The sequence below is a fragment of the Microvirga terricola genome (assembly GCF_011777495.1).
Classification (GTDB): Bacteria; Pseudomonadota; Alphaproteobacteria; order Rhizobiales; family Beijerinckiaceae; genus Microvirga; species Microvirga terricola.
The window spans coordinates 554807-573315 of sequence record NZ_JAATJS010000003.1 but is presented as its reverse complement, the minus strand read 5'-3'; the positions used below and the strand labels follow the sequence as shown (position 1 = coordinate 573315).

The window sequence follows — 18509 nt, the reverse complement described above, 5'->3', positions numbered from 1 at the left end:
CTGCCCGGCCTCCAGTTGAAAGGGCTACGACGCATGAGTTCCACCACCAGCACGCTTAATGTCGACAGCAAGTCGGTTGAACTGGCGGTCAAAGCCGGCACCATCGGTCCGAGCGTCGTCGATATCTCGAAGCTCTACGGCCAGACCGGGATGTTCACCTACGATCCCGGCTTCACCTCGACGGCGGCCTGCGAGTCCAAGATCACCTATATCGACGGCGACGAAGGCATCCTGCTCTATCGTGGCTACCCCATCGAGCAGCTCGCCGAGCACGGCGACTTTTTGGAAACCTGCTACCTGCTGCTCTACGGAGAACTGCCGACCGCCGCGCAGAAGGCCGATTTCGACTACCGCGTCACGCGCCACACCATGGTGCATGACCAGATGAACCGCTTCTTCCAGGGCTTCCGCCGCGACGCGCACCCCATGGCGATCATGGTCGCTTGCGTCGGCGCGCTCTCGGCCTTCTACCACGACTCGACCGACATCTCCGATCCGCAGCAGCGCATGATCGCGTCCATGCGCATGATCGCGAAGATGCCGACGCTCGCCGCGATGGCCTACAAGTACTCCATCGGCCAGCCCTTCGTGTATCCGCAAAACGATCTCGACTACACGTCGAATTTCCTGCGCATGTGCTTCGCGGTGCCGTGCGAGGAATACAAGGTCAATCCGGTGCTCTCGCGCGCTCTCGACCGCATCTTCATCCTGCACGCGGATCACGAGCAGAACGCTTCGACCTCGACGGTGCGTCTCGCCGGCTCTTCCGGTGCCAACCCGTTCGCTTGCATCGCGGCCGGCATCGCGTGCCTGTGGGGACCTGCTCACGGCGGTGCGAACGAAGCTGCGCTCAAGATGCTGGAAGAAATCGGCACGCCCGACCGCATTCCGCACTACATCGCCAAGGCCAAGGACAAGAACGATCCGTTCCGTCTCATGGGCTTCGGCCACCGGGTCTACAAGAATTACGACCCGCGCGCCCGCATCATGCAGAAGACCACGCACGAGGTGCTGAACGAACTCGGCATCAAGGACGACCCGCTCCTCGACGTTGCGGTGGAACTCGAGCAGATCGCGCTCAAGGACGAGTATTTCGTCGAGAAGAAGCTCTACCCGAACATCGACTTCTATTCGGGCATCACGCTCAAGGCGATGGGCTTCCCCACCTCGATGTTCACGGTGCTCTTCGCGCTCGCCCGCACCGTCGGCTGGATCGCCCAGTGGAGCGAAATGATCGAAGACCCGTCCCAGCGCATCGGCCGCCCGCGCCAGCTCTATATCGGCTCGCCCAAGCGCGACTACGTGACGGTCGCCCAGCGCGGATAAGATCATCCGGAAACCGCTACAAGAAAGGGGCCGAAAGGCCCCTTTTTATGCGACTAACATGATCTCAGATTGCGAAGTCATTTGCGGCTGTATTGCACACCGAGCACCATGACTTTCGGATGCACGGCTTTCATGGCTGCGTCCTGAGAGCTGAACTCATGATCGCCAGCCGCCTTCGTCAGAGCTTCTTCTGCGGAGTTTTGGTCCTCCTCAAAATGAGCAACAGCGGCGCAGCCTCCAGGCAGCTTTTCGAGCGCACCGCCTTTCCAGCTCGAGACCATGCCTCCGAAATCCCATTCGAAGCCGTAGAGAGTGAAAGGCCGCGCATTCGCTGCCTCCACTTCGGCCAGCAAAGATCCTACGTGGAGGTTATTGCCGATAGACCAGCCAGTACCTGAGAAATGAATGCGGGCTGGACGTTTGCCCGCCTTCTCATCGTCCCAGATCACTTCCAAACGACGAGCCGTATCCTTGCCGAATACCACACTTGCTTTGAAGGTGACGCCCTCCGGGCCATAGATGATTTCGCGCGAGACATTCTTCGCGCCGAACGCCGTAACGAGTTTTGCGTGAGTGGTATCCAGCGCGAAAGGCCCTTCGCATCTCAATTCATCAGCAGTGGCTTGGCCGTAAAAGGAAAGACTGAAAGCAACCGCGAAGAGCAGAGATGAATGGGCCTTTCCCATAGACATAGCCATTATGTGGAGGATCTCGCCTGCAACGCATCATCTACGACCCGCGCAGCCCGCTCGCTCGGCATCTCGTCGCCGATCCGCATCAGTTCGTCGAGACGCTGGAGAGCAGCCTCCTGCGCACGCCGTTCTGGCGTGTCGGAGAGAAGCGGCAGAAGCGTCGTCGCGAGCGTTTCCGGCGTGCAATCGTCCTGGATGAATTCGGGGATCACGTTTTCGCCGAGCACGAGATTGGTCAGAACGATGGACTGCGCCTTGATCAACGGGCGCAGGATCATCTCCTCGATCTTCGACACCTTGTAGGCCACGACCATCGGGATGCCGGACAGGCCGAGTTCGAGCGTCACCGTGCCGGAGGCGGCAAGCGCCGCGTCGGCGCTGCGGAAAGCCTGCCACTTGGCGGCCTCGCCTTCCACAATGCGCGGCTTCACCGGCCAAGAAGCGGTTCGCTTCCGGATTGCCTGCACGAGATGCGGCACGGCCGGGATCGTCACCTCGAAAGGACGCGGCGAGCGCTTTTGGAGAAGAGTCAACGTTTCTCCAAACGTGTCGAGCAGGCGGCTCACTTCCGAGCGGCGGCTGCCCGGCAGGACAAGGAGATTGACCGGCCCCTCTTGTCCCAGATTGCGCTCGCCTGCAGCGGGCCTGAACTCGCTCACGCGCTCGATCAGCGGATGCCCCACATAAGTCGTCGGCGGGCCGCCGAGACGCTTGTGCGCATCCTGCTCGAAGGGGAGCAGCGCCAAAAGATGATCGACATAAGCGCGCATCTTTTTCGCGCGGCCGGGACGCCACGCCCAGACAGAGGGGCTGACATAATCGACGATTGGGATGTGCGGCGCGCGCTTGCGCACCGCCTTTGCAACGCGATGCGTGAAATCGGGGCTGTCGATGATGATGAGCACGTCGGGATTGGCCGCCACCACCGCATCCGCCGTCACGCGGATGCCGTTGAGTACCGTCGGCAACCGGCCGATGACCGCAATGATGCCCATGACGGCAATGTCTTCGAGCGGAAAGATGCTTTTGACACCCTCCGCCTCCATGGCGTGTCCGCCGACACCTCCGAAGCGCAGACGATCCGCACCGAGACGCTTTTTCAGCGCGCGGATCAGCTTCGCGCCGAGCTGATCGCCGGATTCTTCGCCCGCCACGATCCAGATGTTGAGCGGCGTTTCCTGCATGTCAGCCTCAGGGCAGTTCGACGGCGGTGAAGAACAGGCCGAGCCTGTCGGCGGTGCGCAAGGTTTCTTGCTCGTTCAGAACAAGCGTCGAGCCCGCGCCAATGGCGATGCCCGAGAGTCCCGCGCGCGCCGCTTCGATGACGCTGCGCGGGCCGACGGCGGGCATGTCGACCCTCAGGTCCTGCCCCTTCTTGGCGGCCTTCACAAGAACGCCGCCCTCTCTGCGCGGGCTGAAGCCGAGGAGAGAGCGGCGAAGCCCCCTCACCCGCCGCAACATGCGATCGGTTCCCTCTGGGCCTTCGATGGCGAGCACATGGCGCTGCGCCACCACTGCCGCCTGCCCGATATCGAAACCGGACAATGAGCCAAGCAACGACAGGCCGATGGCAATAGCCTCGCGGTCCTCGGCATTGGGTTGGAGCTTTCCGCGCAACGTCAGTGGCGCGATGAGTTCGGGCGCGAGGTCCCGCACGCCGACGACCCGATGCCCGCGCTCTTCGATGATCATGACCGCGCCGCGTAGAACCTGATCGTCGCCGCGGGAAATGATATCCTTCACCTCCTGCATGTTCCGCAGGAGCGAATACGCGCCGAGCAGCGCCGAGAAGCCGGGGCGCCGGACCGCGCCTACCAGCGTGACGGCGGAAGGCCGCCACGCATCGAGCGTCGCAAGGATGGTTTTGAGATCGAGAAGGCCGACAACGGCATCCGCGCGGCGGCGCAGCTCCGGCTCGGCGAAACCGCGAAAGGCCAGGATGCGATGATCCTGCCCCTTCGCTTTCAGAGTGTCGGCGAGTTGAATGGGAAGTTGACCGGACCCGGCCAGGATCGCGATCGGGCCGTTCCCCGCCATGTCACGCGGACCCGACGGGGTCGCGCGGCGTGCAGATGGCGCGGTCGCCGCCCGCGCGGATGAAGTCGATGATTTCTTGCACGTACGGATGCGCCGCGAATTCGCTGCCGACATCCTCGACGCGCTCGGCAAGCGTGCCCTCTTCCGCGAACAGCAGGCGATAAGCCCGGCGGATCTCGTGGATCTGCTCGCGCGTGAAGCCGCGACGGCGCAGGCCGATGATGTTGAGGCCGGCCAGATGCGCGCGGTTGCCCATGGCCATGCCATAGGGAATGAGGTCGTTCTCAAGCCCCGACAGGCCGCCAACAAAAGCGTGCGAGCCGACGCGTGCGAACTGGATGACCGCCGAACCGCCGCCGAAGATCACGAAATCGCCGACCGTCACATGGCCCGCGAGCATCACGTTGTTCGACAGGATGCAGTTGTTGCCGACCTTGGTGTCGTGGCCCACGTGGGAATTGGCGAGGAACGCGCAGTTATTGCCGACGATGGTCGCCATGCCGCCGCCCTCGGTGCCGGGATTCATCGTCACGCCTTCGCGGATGGTGCAATCCGACCCGATGGTGAGTGTGGAAGGCTCGCCGTGATATTTCAGATCCTGCGGGATATGGCCGATGGAAGCGAACGGAAAAATGCGGGTGCGTGCGCCAACCGTCGTCCGGCCTGCCACCGCCGCATGGCTCACGAGCTCACAGCCCTCGCCAATCTCGACCTCGGGGCCGACCATGCAGAAAGGGCCGATCTTGACGCCAGCAGCAATTTTCGCGCCGTCCTCGACGACAGCTGTCGGGTGGATCACCGTTTCCATTACTCGAGCACCAGCATGGCGCTGAGTTCTGCTTCGCAGACGAGGTTGCCGTCTACCTTCGCCTCGCCCTTGTACCACCACATGTTACGGCGGTTGCTGAGCTTCTTCAGATGGAACTCGACCCGGTCACCCGGCTCGACAGGCTTGCGGAACTTCACCTTGTCGATGGTCATGAAAAAGACCTGCTTCGGCCTGGTTTGCTGCGCGAGTTTCGCCGCGACGCAGATGGCCCCCGCCGTCTGAGCCATCCCCTCGATCAGGAACACGCCCGGGAAGATCGGACGCGTGGGGAAATGGCCTGTAAATTGCGGCTCATTGAAGGTCACGTTCTTGATGCCGATGCACGAATTGTCGCCATCGATCTCGATGATCCTGTCAACGAGGAGGAAAGGATAGCGGTGCGGCAGCAGATCGAGGATCTGCATGATATCGGCGGTTTGAAGCGTCGTCGTTGCTTCGGACATGTCTGGAACTCCGGATGCAGGCTGTCTTCACGCTTCGGAAGACATACCGTCGTCTTTTGCGGCGTCGCGGGGGATGCCCCGCTGCGCCAGTTTCTTCAAGAGCGTGATCTCGCGGAACCACTCGCGCATCGGCCGGGCGGGGATGCCGCCCCACCGGGCGCCAGCGGGAACGTCGCCGTCGATGGCAGCGGTGGCGGCGATCTGCGCGCCCATCCCGATGCGCACATGCCCCTTCACGCCGACCTTGCCACCGAGCACCACGTAATCCTCGAGGGTCGAGGAGCCGGCGATGCCCACCTGTGCGACGATCACGCAATGGCGCCCGATCACCACATTGTGGCCGATCTGGACGAGGTTATCGATCTTCGTGCCTTCGCCGATCACGGTGTCGCGGCTCGCGCCCCGGTCGACAGTGCTGTTCGCGCCGATTTCCACATCATCCTGGATGATGACTCGGCCGATCTGCGGGACCTTGAGGTGCCCCTGCGGTCCCATGGCAAAGCCGAAGCCGTCCTGTCCGATACGCACGCCCGGATGCAGGATGACCCGGTTGCCGATGAAGGCATGGGACACAGCCGCCTGCGGACCGAGCGAGCAATCCCGCCCGATCTTCACATGCGGACCGATGACCGTGTGCGCGCCGATAAGGGTTCCCGCGCCGATCTCGGCATAAGGCCCGATGACTGCGCCGGGATCGACCTTGACGCCATGCTCAAGGCGGGCCGACGGATGCACGAAGGAGCCCGGCGAGACGCCCGTCGCCGCAAAGGACGATTCCGGACGAAGGGCAGAGGGGAACAACACGCCCATGACCTGCGCGAAGACGCGATAGGCCAGCGGGGTCACGAGCGCGACGGTTCCGGCCGGGACCTTCGCAGCAAAGCGCGGCGTGACGAGGCACGCCCCGGCCTGCGTTGCGGCCAGCGCGTCGCCATAAGCAGCATTGTCCATATAGGCGAGATCGTTGGGGCCGGCGCTTTCCAGCGGCGCGACACCTTTAAGCAAAAACTCCCCGTCGACACCGTCGGGGAGCGCTACCTTCGCCATCTCCGCCACCTGCCGCAGACGCAGCGGCTGGGTTGGCGGAAAGAAATTGGATTCGGTCATGCAGAAAAAGTGAGGGCGCCTTCGCGGCGCCCTCCCCGATTAGAAGCGAGTGCCACCCGAGAACCGGAAGGCTTGGGTACGGTCCCCGCCGATCTTGGCACCGTTCGACGCTACGACGCCGTCATCCTTCGAGAGGGCGAAAGCGTAGTCGAAGCGGATCGGACCCAGAGGCGAGCTCCACAAGATCGAAGCACCGACCGACGAACGGATGGTCTTGCTGTCGCGGACCACGATGCATTCCTGCGACACGTTCGCTTCACGCGCGCAGCCGAGCGTCGGGCTGAAGCCTTCGATGAGGCCGTTTCCGTTCACGTCGAACCGGGTCGGGCCCTTGTAGCCGAAGAGCGTACCGGCATCGGCGAAGATCGCGCCCTTCAGGCCCAGCTCACGCGGCAGGCCGAAGATAGGGAACTGTACTTCGAGCGTACCGCCGAAGTAGGTGGTGCCGCCGATGGCGTTGGCGTTGGTGTCGAGGCTCGAAATGTCACGCGGACCGATGCCGTTGGTGGCAAAGCCGCGCACCAGCGACGGGCCAAGGAAGAACTGGTCGACGATGCGTAGTTCGCCGTTTCCGACGCCCTTGTTGCCGGCGAAGCCAGTGATGTGACCACCCTGGACGCGGGCGATACCGACGATGTCTTCGATGAGCTCGTAGTAATAGCGAGCGTCACCGGTCGCACGGAAGTAGCGCGAGTCGCCGCCCAGGCCAGCGAAGTCCGTCTTCACCTCACCATAGAAGCCGTTGCGCGGGTCCTTGGTGTTGTCGAGCGTGTTGTAGTTGAAGGTCAGGCCGCCCAGCGAGGTAAGCGTGTCACCGCGCGACTGCTTGATTGCGAGCGAGGCTTCACCGTTGCCTTCGCAGAAGAAGCGGCTCGGCGTGCCATCGGGGTTCAACTGCGTATAACCAGGGATCGGCACCGAGCAGTCGTTGAAGGGCTGCTTGAGGGTGTTCGGGATGCTCAGATCCTGCTGGTAGAGCGAGTAACGCAGGGTCAGCGAGAACTCTTCCGTGAAGGGTAGACCCAAGCGGAGCTGACCGCCGGTCACGCGGTTCTCGTAGCGGGCGAACTTGGTCTGGTCGGTGAACTTCGAGAACAGATCAATACCAGCCGCCATCCGGTAGCCGAGGAAATACGGCTCGGTGAACGAGAAATCGACGCCGTTGGTGCGTTGGCCGAGCTGACCGGCGACGCGGACGAACTGGCCGCGGCCCAGGAAGTTCGACTCGGTGACCGCGATTTCGCCGATGAAGCCGTCGGAAGTCGAGTAACCGCCGGCAATCGAGAAGGCACCGGTCGATTGATCCTCCACATCCACGTTCACGATGACGCGGTCGGGCGCAGAGCCCGGCTCGTTCGAGATGCGGACGCGCTTGAAGAACCCGAGGTTGTTCAGGCGGCGCTCGGCGCGGTCGACGAGGACCTTGTTATAGGCATCGCCCTCGCCCAGGTCGAACTCGCGACGAACGACGTAGTCGCGGGTGCGGGTGTTGCCGCGCACGTTGATCCGCTCGATGTAGATCCGCGGACCTTCTTCGATGACGTAATTCAGGTCGATGGTGTTGGTGGCCGGGTTGCGGTTGCCCACGGGACGAACCTGCGCGAACGCATTGCCGCGACGAGCGACATTGGTGGTGACGGCCTGAAGCGTCTTCTCAACGGCGTCGGCGTTATAAACCGACCCGGAGGACGTGGCGACGTCGCTGCGCAGAGAGTCTGAGCTGATCTCGGGGATGCGGGAATCGACGTTAACGGCGCCGATGCGGTACTGCTCACCTTCCTGGACGGAAATGGTGATGATGTAGCCGCCGCCGGCCGGATCGAACGTCACATCGCTCGAAAGCACGCGGAAATCGGCATAGCCGTTCTTGAGGTAGTAACGGCGGACCAGCTCCAGATCGGCGGTGATGCGATCCGGATCGTAAACGTCCGTGCTTTTGAGGAAGCTCAGGAAGTTCGTTTCCGTCGTCTGCATGATGCCGCGCAGGCGGCTCGACGAAATCTGAGTATTTCCGACGAATCGGATTTCCTTAACGCCGGTCTTCTCGCCTTCGGTGATCGTATAGACGACGTCCACACGGCCGTTCGGCAGGTCGACGATGCGGGGCGTCACCTGGGCCAGACCACGGCCGGAACGGCGGTAGGCCTCAAGGATGCGCTGCACGTCGGCGTCAACGACCGCCTGATTGTAAGGCGTACGGGCCTTCAGCTCGAGCGCGCCTTCCAGCTGCGCCTTTTCGAGCTTCTTATTGCCCTCGATGACCACACGGTTGATGAGCGGCTGCTGGGTCACGGCCGCAGCAGCACGGCGGCCTCCCTGCGCTGCCTGCTGAGCGAAAGCGGTATCCGCGGCGGTAACACCTGCCATCAGCGCACTGAGCGCAATAACGGCGGTGGCTGCCGGCTTTCTCCGGCGCGGCGTGGTCGTCGACATCATCAACTGGCCCGTCTCTTTATCTTTTTTCCCATCACGGGGGTTTTCCCCCGCCGGCTGATGACTATTGCCCCCAGCCTATCGGTGCGGTCACGCTTGTACAAACTTTCGCCGTTATTGCAAACGGCGGTTTGCCCAACACCGTAGCATTTTTACCGGGCGTGTCGTCCTTGTCACGTTCCCCGTGCCATAAAAGTTGCACCAAGGTGAACAAGATCATTCCAGGTGGCAAAAACCATAAGCATTGCAACGATTGCAAAGCCGATCCGGAAGCCGATTTCCTGGGCCTTTTCGCTCAAAGGCCGCCCCCGGAGGGCCTCGATGGCGTAGAAAAGAAGGTGTCCGCCATCCAACAATGGGATGGGGAAAAGGTTAATCAATCCTATCGAAACGGACAGAAATCCGATCAGGCTGACGAGGCTATAGACCCCGCCGATCTCGAAGGCGGTGCCAGCCGCGCGGGCGATTCCGAGGGGCCCAGACAGCTGATCCGCCGATTCCCGGCCCAAGATGAGCCGACGCAGGAAGTTCAGGGTCCGGTCGACCTGATTCCAGGTCTCCACAGCCCCGGCCTTCAGGGCCCCGAGGGGCGTGTAGGAAATCCGCTTGATGGCGCTGGGATCGCGGGAAGCCTCGACTCCCAGAAGACCGATCCGCTGCTTCCCGAACGGCGTCGTCCGCTCGACGAAGTTCGGAATGGCGTTCAGGGCAACGGTCTGCCCGCCGCGCTCCACGGTGAAGGCCAGGCTTTCCCCGGCGCTTGAACTGACCAGGAGCTGCATATCGGCAAAGGTCTCGATGCGCTTCCCGTCGATGGTCACAATCAGGTCCTTCGGCAGGAAGCCGGCCTTTTCAGCGGCGCTGCCCGGTTGAACCGCCTCGATGCGCGGCTCGATGACCTGACGGCCGCTGAAGTAGTTGAAGCCGGCGAAAATCGCGATCGCGAGGATGAAATTGGCAATCGGCCCCGCGGCGACGATGGCCGCCCGCTTGGCCACATTCTGGTGGGGAAAGCTGATCGCCCGTTCCGCCGCCGACATCTGGGCGAGGTGCCCCTGGTCCGGCACGCTGGCGGCGTTGAGGTCGCCGACGAACTTTACGTAACCTCCAAGCGGAATCGCCGAGATCTTCCAACGCGTCCCATACTTGTCGGTCCAGCCGAACAGTTCCTTGCCGAATCCGATGGAGAACGCGACCACGCCAACGCCGCAGCGCCGCCCGACCCAGAAATGGCCGAACTCGTGAATGAAGACGACGACGCTCAGAACGGCCACGAAGGCAATCAGGTTCAGGAACGCCGAGCCCGTGACGCCGGTGATGGTAGCAACCCAATCCATAATCGTTCCTCTCGCGCGCCTTAAGGCAGCACTGGTTTAAGCATAGGCAGGGATAAGTCGCCGGGCCGCCTCCCGTGCCTCCTTGTCGATCACAAGAGCGTCAGGAACGGAGGCCGGCGCCGCAACACTGCCTCGCGCAAAGTTCGAGCAAACGCGCTCAACGTTCTCGGATATATCGTAAAACCCGATGCGTCCTGCCATATAGGCGGCGACAGCGATCTCATTTGCCGCATTCAGCACCGTCGGCATCGCCCCACCGGCTTCAAGCGCGGCCTTGGCGAGGGCCAGACAGGGAAAGCGCGTTTCATCCGGCTTCTCGAAACTTAAACGACCAATCGCGGCGAGATCGAGACGTGGCAGGTCCATGGGCAGGCGTTCACGATGCCGCAGGGCGTTCGCGATGGGAACTTTCATGTCCGGCAGGGCAAGCCCGGCAGTGACCGCCCCGTCCCGCCACTGCACCAGACCGTGGACGATGGCCTCGGGATGCACGATCACATCGAGCCGTCCGGCCTCCAGACCGAAAAGATGATGCGCCTCGATGAGTTCGAGGCCCTTGTTCATCAGGGTCGCGGAATCGATGTTGATCTTCGAACCCATGGACCAGACCGGATGGGCCGAGGCTTCCTGGGCGCTCGCGGTCGCAATCCGCTCGCGCGTCCAGGTCCGGAACGGCCCGCCGGTCGCGGTAATGATCGCCTTCTCGACATCCCGGTTCGCGCCGGCGGCGAGCGCCTGATCGAGCGCGTTGTGCTCGGAATCGACCGGCATGATTTCCGCGCCGAGGCGGCTGGCATCGGCCATGAAGGCCGCCCCGGCGCAAACGAGGCTTTCCTTGTTGGCAAGCGCGATACGTCGCCCCGCCTTCAGGGCGGCGTGGGTCGGGCGCAGGCCCGCGGTGCCGCTGATGGCGGCGAGAACCACGTCGGATTCCCGCTGCGCCGCCTCGATAACGGCGCTCTCCCCCGCCCCGCTCGCGACGCCGGATCCGGAAAGCGCCTCTTTGAGCGCAGCTCCACCCTTCTCATCGGCCAGGGCGGCGAAACGAGCGCCAAGTCTGCGGGCGACATTGGCCAGCGCTTCGGCGTTGCTCCCCCCAACGACGGCCTCGATGCTCAGCTCAGCCCTATGAGCCAAAATCACGTCGGTTGCGGAGCGACCAATCGAACCGGTCGCTCCGAGAATGGTAAGAGAACGCGCCATAACTCACTATCTATTCGGCTAATCGAATAGCCAGAAGAACTATTCCGAGAATGAGAGACACGGCCCAGAACCCGTCGAGCCTGTCCATCACGCCGCCATGACCAGGGATCAGGTGGCTTGAATCCTTGACGTTGCAATGCCGCTTCAGGGCGGATTCGCCCAGATCGCCGAGTTGGCTGGCGACCGAAGCGACCATCGACAGCATCACCGTATTGCGAAGGCTGAACGGCGGCATCAGGCCGAGGCGCTGCGCACCCCAAGCCACGAGAAATCCGCCGAGCGTCCCCGCCAAAAGCCCTCCGGCAAAGCCAGACCAGGTCTTCTTAGGGCTCACTTGGGGCCACAGCTTCGGTCCGCCAAGAGCCCGACCGGTGAAATAGGCGGCAATATCGGTCGCCCAGACCACCGCGAACATCCACAGAAGGCCGATCAGCCCGAGATTCGGGTGAGCGCGAACGATAGGCGGAACCAGCACGATGATGACGGCATAGGCAAAGCCCGACGCCGCCCAGCGCCTGCCATCGCTCCCCTTCGCCAGAAACGTACCTGTCACGAGGAAAATGACGCAGGCGAGAACGCCCAAACCGAACGCCGCATTGGCCAGAAAGAGCGCCGTCAATACCGCAAGGCCGACGCCGAAAACGGCTTGGACCGTGCGCAAGGGCTCGACCCGGGTCATGTTGGTCCACTCGATCATCATGGCGATGCCGGCGGCGAACCAGAACAGGGCAAAGGGCCAGCCGCCCCAATAGGCGGCCACGAGCGCGACAGGGATCAGTACCAGAGCGGATGCGACCCGCGCGCCTAGCTCCTTGGATGAGCTGGGCTTGGCGGCCTGCGGCAGAGACGAGCCTCCATCCGACGCCATGATTAGCCAGCCCGGGCAGTCAATCCGCCGAAGCGGCGGTCGCGCCTGTTATATTCCTCGATGGCGGCGCGGAAGATCGCATCATCGAAATCGGGCCAGAAGGCCGGAACGAAGACAAATTCCGAATAAGCCGTCTGCCAGGTGAGGAAGTTCGAAATCCGTTGCTCGCCCGAGGTGCGGATGAGGAGATCGGGATCGGGAATGCCGTGAGTATCGAGCCCGGCTTCCACGGTCTCGAGATCAATGGCCTCCGGGTCGAGCGCCCCCGCCTTCACCTGACGGGCGAGCGCCCGGATGGCCCCGACGATCTCTTGGCGGCCGCCATAGTTGAAGGCGATGACCAGGGTCAGGCCGGTATTGGAGCGGGTCAGCTGCTCGGCCTCGTCGAGAATGCTCCGGATGTCCGGCGACAGCCCCTCGCGTTCGCCGATGATGCGGACGCGGATGTTGTTGGCGTGAAGATCGGCGAGATCGTGCCGGACGAAGCGCTTCAGGAGGCCCATGAGATCCGAAACCTCCTGAGCCGGCCGCCGCCAGTTTTCCGCCGAGAAGCTGTAGACCGTCAGGTAGCGAATGCCGAGATCGCCCGCGGTGCGCACGGCGCGCCGGATCGCCTCGACCCCGCGCCGGTGTCCCTCGAAGCGGGGCAGCCCGCGCTGGGCCGCCCAGCGACCGTTGCCGTCCATGATGATGGCGACATGCGTCGGCACGCCCTCGCCTGGCTGTTCGCAGGCTGGGATCGGGGCCGATCGCTTGGCTTCACCGGTCATGAGCGCACTTTCCGATGCAGGTCCGACTTAGACCTGCATGATTTCCTTTTCCTTGGCCACCAGCAGGGTCTCAATCTCGGCAACAAACTGGTCGGTCGCCTTCTGGACCTGTTCGCCGTGGCGCTTGCTGTCATCCTCGCTGATCGCGTGGTCCTTTTCGAGCTTCTTGAGCAGGTCGAGACCGTCGCGGCGCACGTGGCGGACGGCTACACGCGCCTCTTCCGCGTATTTGTGCGAGACCTTCACCATCTCCTTGCGGCGCTGCTCGTTCATCTCAGGGATGCGCAGGCGGATGACCTGGCCTTCCGTCTGTGGATTGAGACCGAGATCGGATTCGCGGATCGCCTTTTCAACGGCGGCAACCATGCCCCTGTCCCAGACCTGCACGCTGAGCAGGCGCGGCTCGGGCACGCTCACCGTCGCCACCTGGACGATCGGCATCAGGGAGCCATAGGCGTCGATCTGGATCGGATCGAGGAGGTTCGGCGAGGCGCGGCCCGTGCGCAGGCTGCCCAGATCGTGCTTGAATGCGTTGATCGCGCCTTGCATGCGGCGCTTGATATCAGCGAGGTCAAAAGTCGTGGCCATCGGTGTTTTTCCTTACGCGAACAATTGAAACGGGCTTACGCCGCCGCAGCCCTGGCATCAAGGCCCCCTCAGGGGGCAACCACGGTGGAATGCACTTTACCCTGGAGAAGCGCCGACACGGAACTCGGCGCGTGCACCGAGCCCACGATAATCGATAGCCGGCTCTCACGGGCAAGCGCGAAGGCCGCCGTATCCATCACCTTCAGGTCCTTGGCGATGGCCTCGTCGTGGGTCAGGCGGTCGAATCGGATCGCGTTAGGATCCTTCTTGGGGTCGGCGGAATAAACGCCGTCCACCTGCGTCGCCTTCAGCACCGCGTCGCAGCGCAGCTCCGCCGCGCGCAGCACGGCCGCCGTATCGGTGGTGAAGAACGGGTTGCCCGTGCCGCCGGCGAGAACCAGCACTTGGCCCTTGTCGAGGTGATGCAAAGCGGGCTGGCGGGCGTAAGTCTCGCAGATCGTCGGCATGGACACCGCCGACATGGTGCGGGCGGAAACCCCCGCCGCATTGAGCGCGGTCTCGACGGCGAGCGAGTTCATGACGGTGCCGAGCATGCCCATGGCATCGGCGGTCGGGCGGTCGATCCAGCCGGCGGCACTCATGCGCGCGCCGCGGATGATGTTGCCACCGCCGATCACGAGGGCGATTTCAAATCCGGCGCGGGTCGCCTCGGCGAGATCCGCGGCTAGGCCCGACAGAGTCTGCGGATCGAGCCAATAACCATCGGGGGCCATGAGAGCCTCACCCGAGAGCTTCACGAGGATGCGCCGAAACTTTGTCACTGTGAGACCCCTTTTTCAAACCTTCTCATGAAAACGGCGGCTGAAGCGCCGCCGTTTTGTTGGGTTCGATTTAGGCCTTCGTACCGGCCGCCGCAGCAACCTCTGCGGCGAAGTCGGGAGCTTCTTCCTTCTCGATGCCCTCGCCGAGGGCGTAGCGGACGAAGCCCTTGAGCGCCACCGGCTTGCCGGCCTTCGACTCGGCTTCCTTGAGCACCTGGGCGACGGTCTTGGAACCGTCATGCACGAAGGGCTGCTCGAGGAGGGTGACCTCCTTGTAGTAGCTCTTCAGGCCGCTTTCGATGATCTTCTGCATGACGTTCTCCGGCTTGCCGGCGTTCTTCTCACGCAGAATGTTGCTCTCGCGCTCCACGGTGGCGGCATCGACGCCCGAGGCATCGACGGCAACGGGGTTGGTCGCGGCGACGTGCATGGCGATCTGACGGCCGAGCGTGCTGAGGAAAGTCACGTCGCCTTCCGACTCCAGCGCCACGAGAACGCCGATCTTGCCGAGGCCTTCGGTCACCACGTTGTGGACGTAGGACGCGATCACACCCTTGGAGACTTCGAGCTTGGAGACGCGGCGCAGGGTCATGTTCTCACCGATGGTGGCGATGAGCTCCTGGAGGCGGTCCTTGACGGTGGTCTGCGAGCCGGGGAAGTGCGCGGCTTCGAGATCTTCGACCGTGCCCTTGCCCATGAGGGCAATCTTGGCGGCCTCGCGGACGAAAGCCTGGAACTGCTCGTTGCGGGCGACGAAGTCAGTCTCGGAGTTCACCTCGAGGATCGTCGCGGTGTGGCCCGACGATTCGACAGCGACGAGGCCCTCGGCGGCAACGCGGCCGGCCTTCTTGGCGGCCTTCGAGAGGCCCTTCTTGCGCAGCCAGTCGATGGCGGCCTCGAGGTCGCCGTTGGTCTCGGCAAGAGCGGTCTTGCAGTCCATCATGCCGGCGCTGGTCGTCTCGCGCAGCTCTTTCACCATCGCAGCGGTAATGTTCGCCATGGCCTATCCTTTCGCAGGTTCATTCATATAGGGAGCCCGGCGTTCCAGGAACGCCGGGCTCGATCACGTCACTCGAACAGCACCGCGAAACATGCGGCGCCGAGCAGGCCTTAGGCCGCTTCGATCATCGCCCGGGCCTGAGCGATCCAGCCGTCGCGCTCGAGGCGGCCGTTCAGCTTCAGGTCCTTGTCGAGCTGGGCGACATCGCCAGCCTGCATGGCGGCGAGCTGCCAGTAGTGGAACACGCCAGCCTCGTTGAGCTTCTTCTCGAGCTGCGGGCCGACGCCCGTGAGCTTGGTCAGATCGTCCGGCGCGCCACGCGGAGCGGCCAGGCGCTCGAACACTTCGCCGAGCTCCGTGGAACCGGCGGCGGGAGCCGGAAGCTCTTCCGCCATCGGGTTCTCGGACTCGCCAATGTCGATGCCCATGGCGCCGGCGCCGCGGGAGATGCCGTCAAGAGCGGCGCGGGCGACGAGGTCGCAGTAGAGCTGGATCGCGCGGCCGGCGTCGTCGTTGGCCGGAACCGGGAAGGTGATGCCGTCCGGATCGCAGTTGGTGTCGACGATGGCAGCCACCGGGATGCCGAGGCGCTTGGCCTCCTGGATCGCCAGCTGCTCCTTGTTGGTGTCGATGATGAAGATCAGGTCGGGCGTGCCGCCCATGTCCTTGATGCCGCCCAGCGCGCGCTCGAGCTTGTCCTTCTCGCGGGCGAGCATGAGGCGCTCTTTCTTCGTCAGGCCCTGGCCGCCGCCGGCGAGGATTTCGTCGACCTTGCGCAGACGCGAGATTGAGCCCGAAATCGTCTTCCAGTTGGTCAGCATGCCGCCGAGCCAGCGGGCGTTCACGTAGTACTGAGCCGAACGCTTGGCCGCATCGGCGATCGAGTCGGCCGCCTGGCGCTTCGTGCCGACGAACAGCACGCGACCGCCCTTGGCCACCGTGTCGCTGACGGCCTGGAGGGCGCGGTGCAGCATCGGGACCGTCTGGGCGAGGTCGATAATGTGGATGTTGTTGCGGGTGCCGAAGATGTATTGACCCATCTTCGGGTTCCAACGGTGGGCCTGGTGGCCAAAGTGAGCGCCGGCTTCCAGCAGCGAGCGCATCGAAAAGTCAGGAAGAGCCATCTTTTTTCTCCGGTTAAGCCTCCGCGGAGCAGTGGACCGGCCTTTGCCGGCCACCGGGACGCCTCATTCAGTCATGAGGCAGGCTCCGCGTGTGGGATGGACGCGCGTATAGGGGAAAAGCCGGGGAATGGCAAGCCTGAGGCCCTCCCCGGGCGAAACTCAAGCCTTCAGCCTGTATCCGGTACGGAAAATCCACCAGATGCCTGTCAGGCAGGCCGCCATGAAGATCAGGGTCATGCCGAGGCTCACCGCCACGTTGACGTCCGCCACCCCAAAAAAGCTCCAGCGGAAGCCGCTGACGAGGTAGACCACGGGGTTGAACAGGGCGACCTTCTGCCAGAACGGCGGCAGCATGTTGATCGAATAGAAGCTCCCGCCGAGGAAGGTGAGCGGCGTCACGACCATCAGGGGGATGAGCTGGAGCCGCTGGAAGCTATCGGCCCAGATGCCGATGATGAAGCCGAACAGGCTGAACGTGACCGAGGTCAGGATCAGGAAGGCCACCATCCAGACCGGATGCTCGATGGAGAAGTCCACGAAGAACCGGGCCGTGATCAGAATGATGGTGCCGAGAATGATCGACTTGCTGGCCGCCGCGCCCACATAGCCCAAAACCGTCTCCAGGGCGGAGACCGGGGCGGAGAGCAGTTCGTAGATCGTGCCGGAGAATTTCGGCATGTAGATGCCGAAAGCGGCATTCGAGATGCTCTCCGTCAGAATCGAGAGCATGATGAGCCCCGGCACGATGAATGCGCCGTAGCTCACCCCGTCCACATCGGCGATGCGAGAGCCGATCGCCGAGCCGAAGACGATGAAATAGAGGGAGGTGGAGAGGACCGGCGAGGCGATGCTTTCCATCAGCGTGCGCCAGGTGCGCGCCATCTCGAAGAGGTAGATGGACTTGATGGCATAGAAATTCATGCGCGCCCCCTGACGAGATCGACAAAGATGTCTTCCAGCGAGCTTTGCGAGGTATGCAGGTCCTTGAAGTCGATACCCTGCTCGCTAAGCAGCCGCAGCAGTCCGGCGATGCCGGTTTCCTCGCTCTGCGCATCGAAATCATAGATGAGCTGCAGGCCGTCTTCCGAGAGCGTCAGGTCATAGCCGGATAAGGCCGCAGGCACCGCGTTTAAGGGGTGCTGAAGCTGCAACGTGAGTTGCTTGCGACCAAGCTTGCGCATCAGCACGGTCTTGTCCTCGACCAGAACGATCTCGCCCTTGTTGATCACCCCGATCCGGTCGGCCATTTCCTCGGCCTCTTCGATGTAATGGGTGGTCAAGATGATGGTGACGCCGTTGTCCCGCAACGACCGGACCATCTCCCACATGTCGCGCCGCAACTCCACATCGACGCCTGCGGTCGGCTCGTCGAGGAAGAGGATCGTCGGTTCGTGCGAGAGCGCCTTGGCGATCATGACCCGGCGCTTCATGCCGCCGGACAGGGTCATGATCCGGTTGTCCTTCTTCTCCCAGAGGGAGAGGTCCTTCAGGATCTTTTCGATATAGGCCGGGTTCGGCGCCTTGCCGAAAAGCCCTCGGCTGAACGTCACCGTGTCCCAGACGCTTTCGAAAGCATCCGTCGACAATTCCTGCGGCACGAGGCCGATCTTGGAGCGGGCGCCCCGATAATCGCGCACGATGTCGTGGCCGTCGGCCAGCACGATGCCCATGCTCGGATTGACGATGCCGCAGATGATGCTGATGAGCGTCGTCTTCCCCGCCCCGTTCGGGCCGAGAAGCGCGAAAATCTCGCCCCGGCTAATCTCCAGATCGACGTTGCGAAGCGCCTGGAAGCCGGAACCATAAATCTTATTGAGCCCCGAGACGGAAATGATCGCCCTTTCCGAGGCAGCGGGAGGCGAAGCGTGAGAGCTGTCGAGCGGTTTCATGGAAGCGCTGGTAGCATGAAATGCGGTTGTGCTGAAACATTTCCGATGGGCCCCGCCTTCATGGCGGGGCTTGATCCGGCC

Annotated in this window: 18 protein-coding genes; 1 reads left to right on the top strand and 17 read right to left on the bottom strand. The window is 63.1% G+C overall.

The window, feature by feature from the left end; all coding sequences use genetic code 11:
• Positions 1-33 precede the first annotated feature (33 nt).
• Positions 34-1326, top strand: coding sequence for a citrate synthase (gene gltA / locus HB375_RS11080; protein ID WP_167673040.1), 1293 nt, complete (start codon positions 34-36; stop codon positions 1324-1326).
• Positions 1327-1403: 77 nt separating this feature from the next.
• On the opposite strand, the gene HB375_RS11075 is transcribed toward gltA, so the two are convergent.
• From HB375_RS11075 to HB375_RS10995, 17 genes are all read right to left on the bottom strand, one after another.
• Positions 1404-2012, bottom strand: coding sequence for a hypothetical protein (locus HB375_RS11075; RefSeq protein ID WP_167673039.1), 609 nt, complete (start codon positions 2010-2012; stop codon positions 1404-1406).
• Between the two features lie 11 nt (positions 2013-2023).
• A complete protein-coding gene (lpxB, locus tag HB375_RS11070) occupies positions 2024-3202 on the bottom strand; it encodes a lipid-A-disaccharide synthase (protein ID WP_167673038.1) in 1179 nt (392 codons plus the stop codon).
• A 7-nt stretch (positions 3203-3209) separates the two neighbouring features.
• The gene (locus HB375_RS11065; protein ID WP_167673037.1) at positions 3210-4055 is read right to left on the bottom strand and encodes an LpxI family protein; all 846 of its coding nucleotides are present in this window, start codon (positions 4053-4055) and stop codon (positions 3210-3212) included.
• A 1-nt stretch (position 4056) separates the two neighbouring features.
• Positions 4057-4863 carry an acyl-ACP--UDP-N-acetylglucosamine O-acyltransferase gene (gene lpxA / locus HB375_RS11060; protein WP_167673036.1) on the bottom strand — a complete coding sequence of 269 codons (807 nt, stop codon included), beginning with the start codon at positions 4861-4863 and terminating at the stop codon, positions 4057-4059.
• Entirely contained in the window at positions 4863-5327 is a 465-nt protein-coding gene (fabZ, locus tag HB375_RS11055) for a 3-hydroxyacyl-ACP dehydratase FabZ (protein ID WP_167673035.1), read from the bottom strand. Before fabZ ends, lpxA begins: the two co-directional genes overlap by 1 nt.
• 27 nt (positions 5328-5354) lie before the next feature.
• Entirely contained in the window at positions 5355-6434 is a 1080-nt protein-coding gene (lpxD, locus tag HB375_RS11050) for a UDP-3-O-(3-hydroxymyristoyl)glucosamine N-acyltransferase (protein WP_167673034.1), read from the bottom strand.
• A 39-nt stretch (positions 6435-6473) separates the two neighbouring features.
• On the bottom strand, positions 6474-8870 hold the full coding sequence (gene bamA / locus HB375_RS11045; RefSeq protein ID WP_167673033.1) for an outer membrane protein assembly factor BamA: 2397 nt from the start codon (positions 8868-8870) through the stop codon (positions 6474-6476).
• 170 nt (positions 8871-9040) lie between these two features.
• Entirely contained in the window at positions 9041-10204 is a 1164-nt protein-coding gene (gene rseP, locus HB375_RS11040; RefSeq protein WP_167673032.1) for an RIP metalloprotease RseP, read from the bottom strand.
• Positions 10205-10240: 36 nt separating this feature from the next.
• Positions 10241-11407, bottom strand: coding sequence for a 1-deoxy-D-xylulose-5-phosphate reductoisomerase (dxr, locus tag HB375_RS11035; RefSeq protein ID WP_167673031.1), 1167 nt, complete (start codon positions 11405-11407; stop codon positions 10241-10243).
• A gap of 10 nt (positions 11408-11417) precedes the next feature.
• Positions 11418-12275 (bottom strand): phosphatidate cytidylyltransferase, encoded by an 858-nt coding sequence (locus HB375_RS11030; protein WP_167673030.1) that lies wholly within the window; start codon positions 12273-12275, stop codon positions 11418-11420.
• Positions 12276-12277: 2 nt separating this feature from the next.
• Positions 12278-13045 carry an isoprenyl transferase gene (locus tag HB375_RS11025; RefSeq protein ID WP_167673029.1) on the bottom strand — a complete coding sequence of 256 codons (768 nt, stop codon included), beginning with the start codon at positions 13043-13045 and terminating at the stop codon, positions 12278-12280.
• Between the two features lie 27 nt (positions 13046-13072).
• Positions 13073-13633, bottom strand: a complete 561-nt coding sequence (frr, locus tag HB375_RS11020; RefSeq protein WP_167673028.1) for a ribosome recycling factor — start codon at positions 13631-13633, stop codon at positions 13073-13075.
• 68 nt (positions 13634-13701) lie between these two features.
• Positions 13702-14415: a UMP kinase gene (pyrH, locus tag HB375_RS11015; RefSeq protein ID WP_167673027.1), complete on the bottom strand. Its 714-nt coding sequence runs from the start codon at positions 14413-14415 to the stop codon at positions 13702-13704.
• A 70-nt stretch (positions 14416-14485) separates the two neighbouring features.
• Positions 14486-15415, bottom strand: a complete 930-nt coding sequence (gene tsf, locus HB375_RS11010) for a translation elongation factor Ts (RefSeq protein WP_167673026.1) — start codon at positions 15413-15415, stop codon at positions 14486-14488.
• Positions 15416-15525: 110 nt separating this feature from the next.
• Positions 15526-16539 carry a 30S ribosomal protein S2 gene (locus tag HB375_RS11005; protein WP_167673025.1) on the bottom strand — a complete coding sequence of 338 codons (1014 nt, stop codon included), beginning with the start codon at positions 16537-16539 and terminating at the stop codon, positions 15526-15528.
• A gap of 159 nt (positions 16540-16698) precedes the next feature.
• A complete protein-coding gene (locus tag HB375_RS11000) occupies positions 16699-17460 on the bottom strand; it encodes an ABC transporter permease (protein WP_167673024.1) in 762 nt (253 codons plus the stop codon).
• A complete protein-coding gene (locus tag HB375_RS10995; RefSeq protein WP_167673023.1) occupies positions 17457-18428 on the bottom strand; it encodes an ABC transporter ATP-binding protein in 972 nt (323 codons plus the stop codon). The genes HB375_RS11000 and HB375_RS10995 overlap by 4 nt, the downstream gene beginning before the upstream one ends.
• Positions 18429-18509 lie beyond the last annotated feature (81 nt).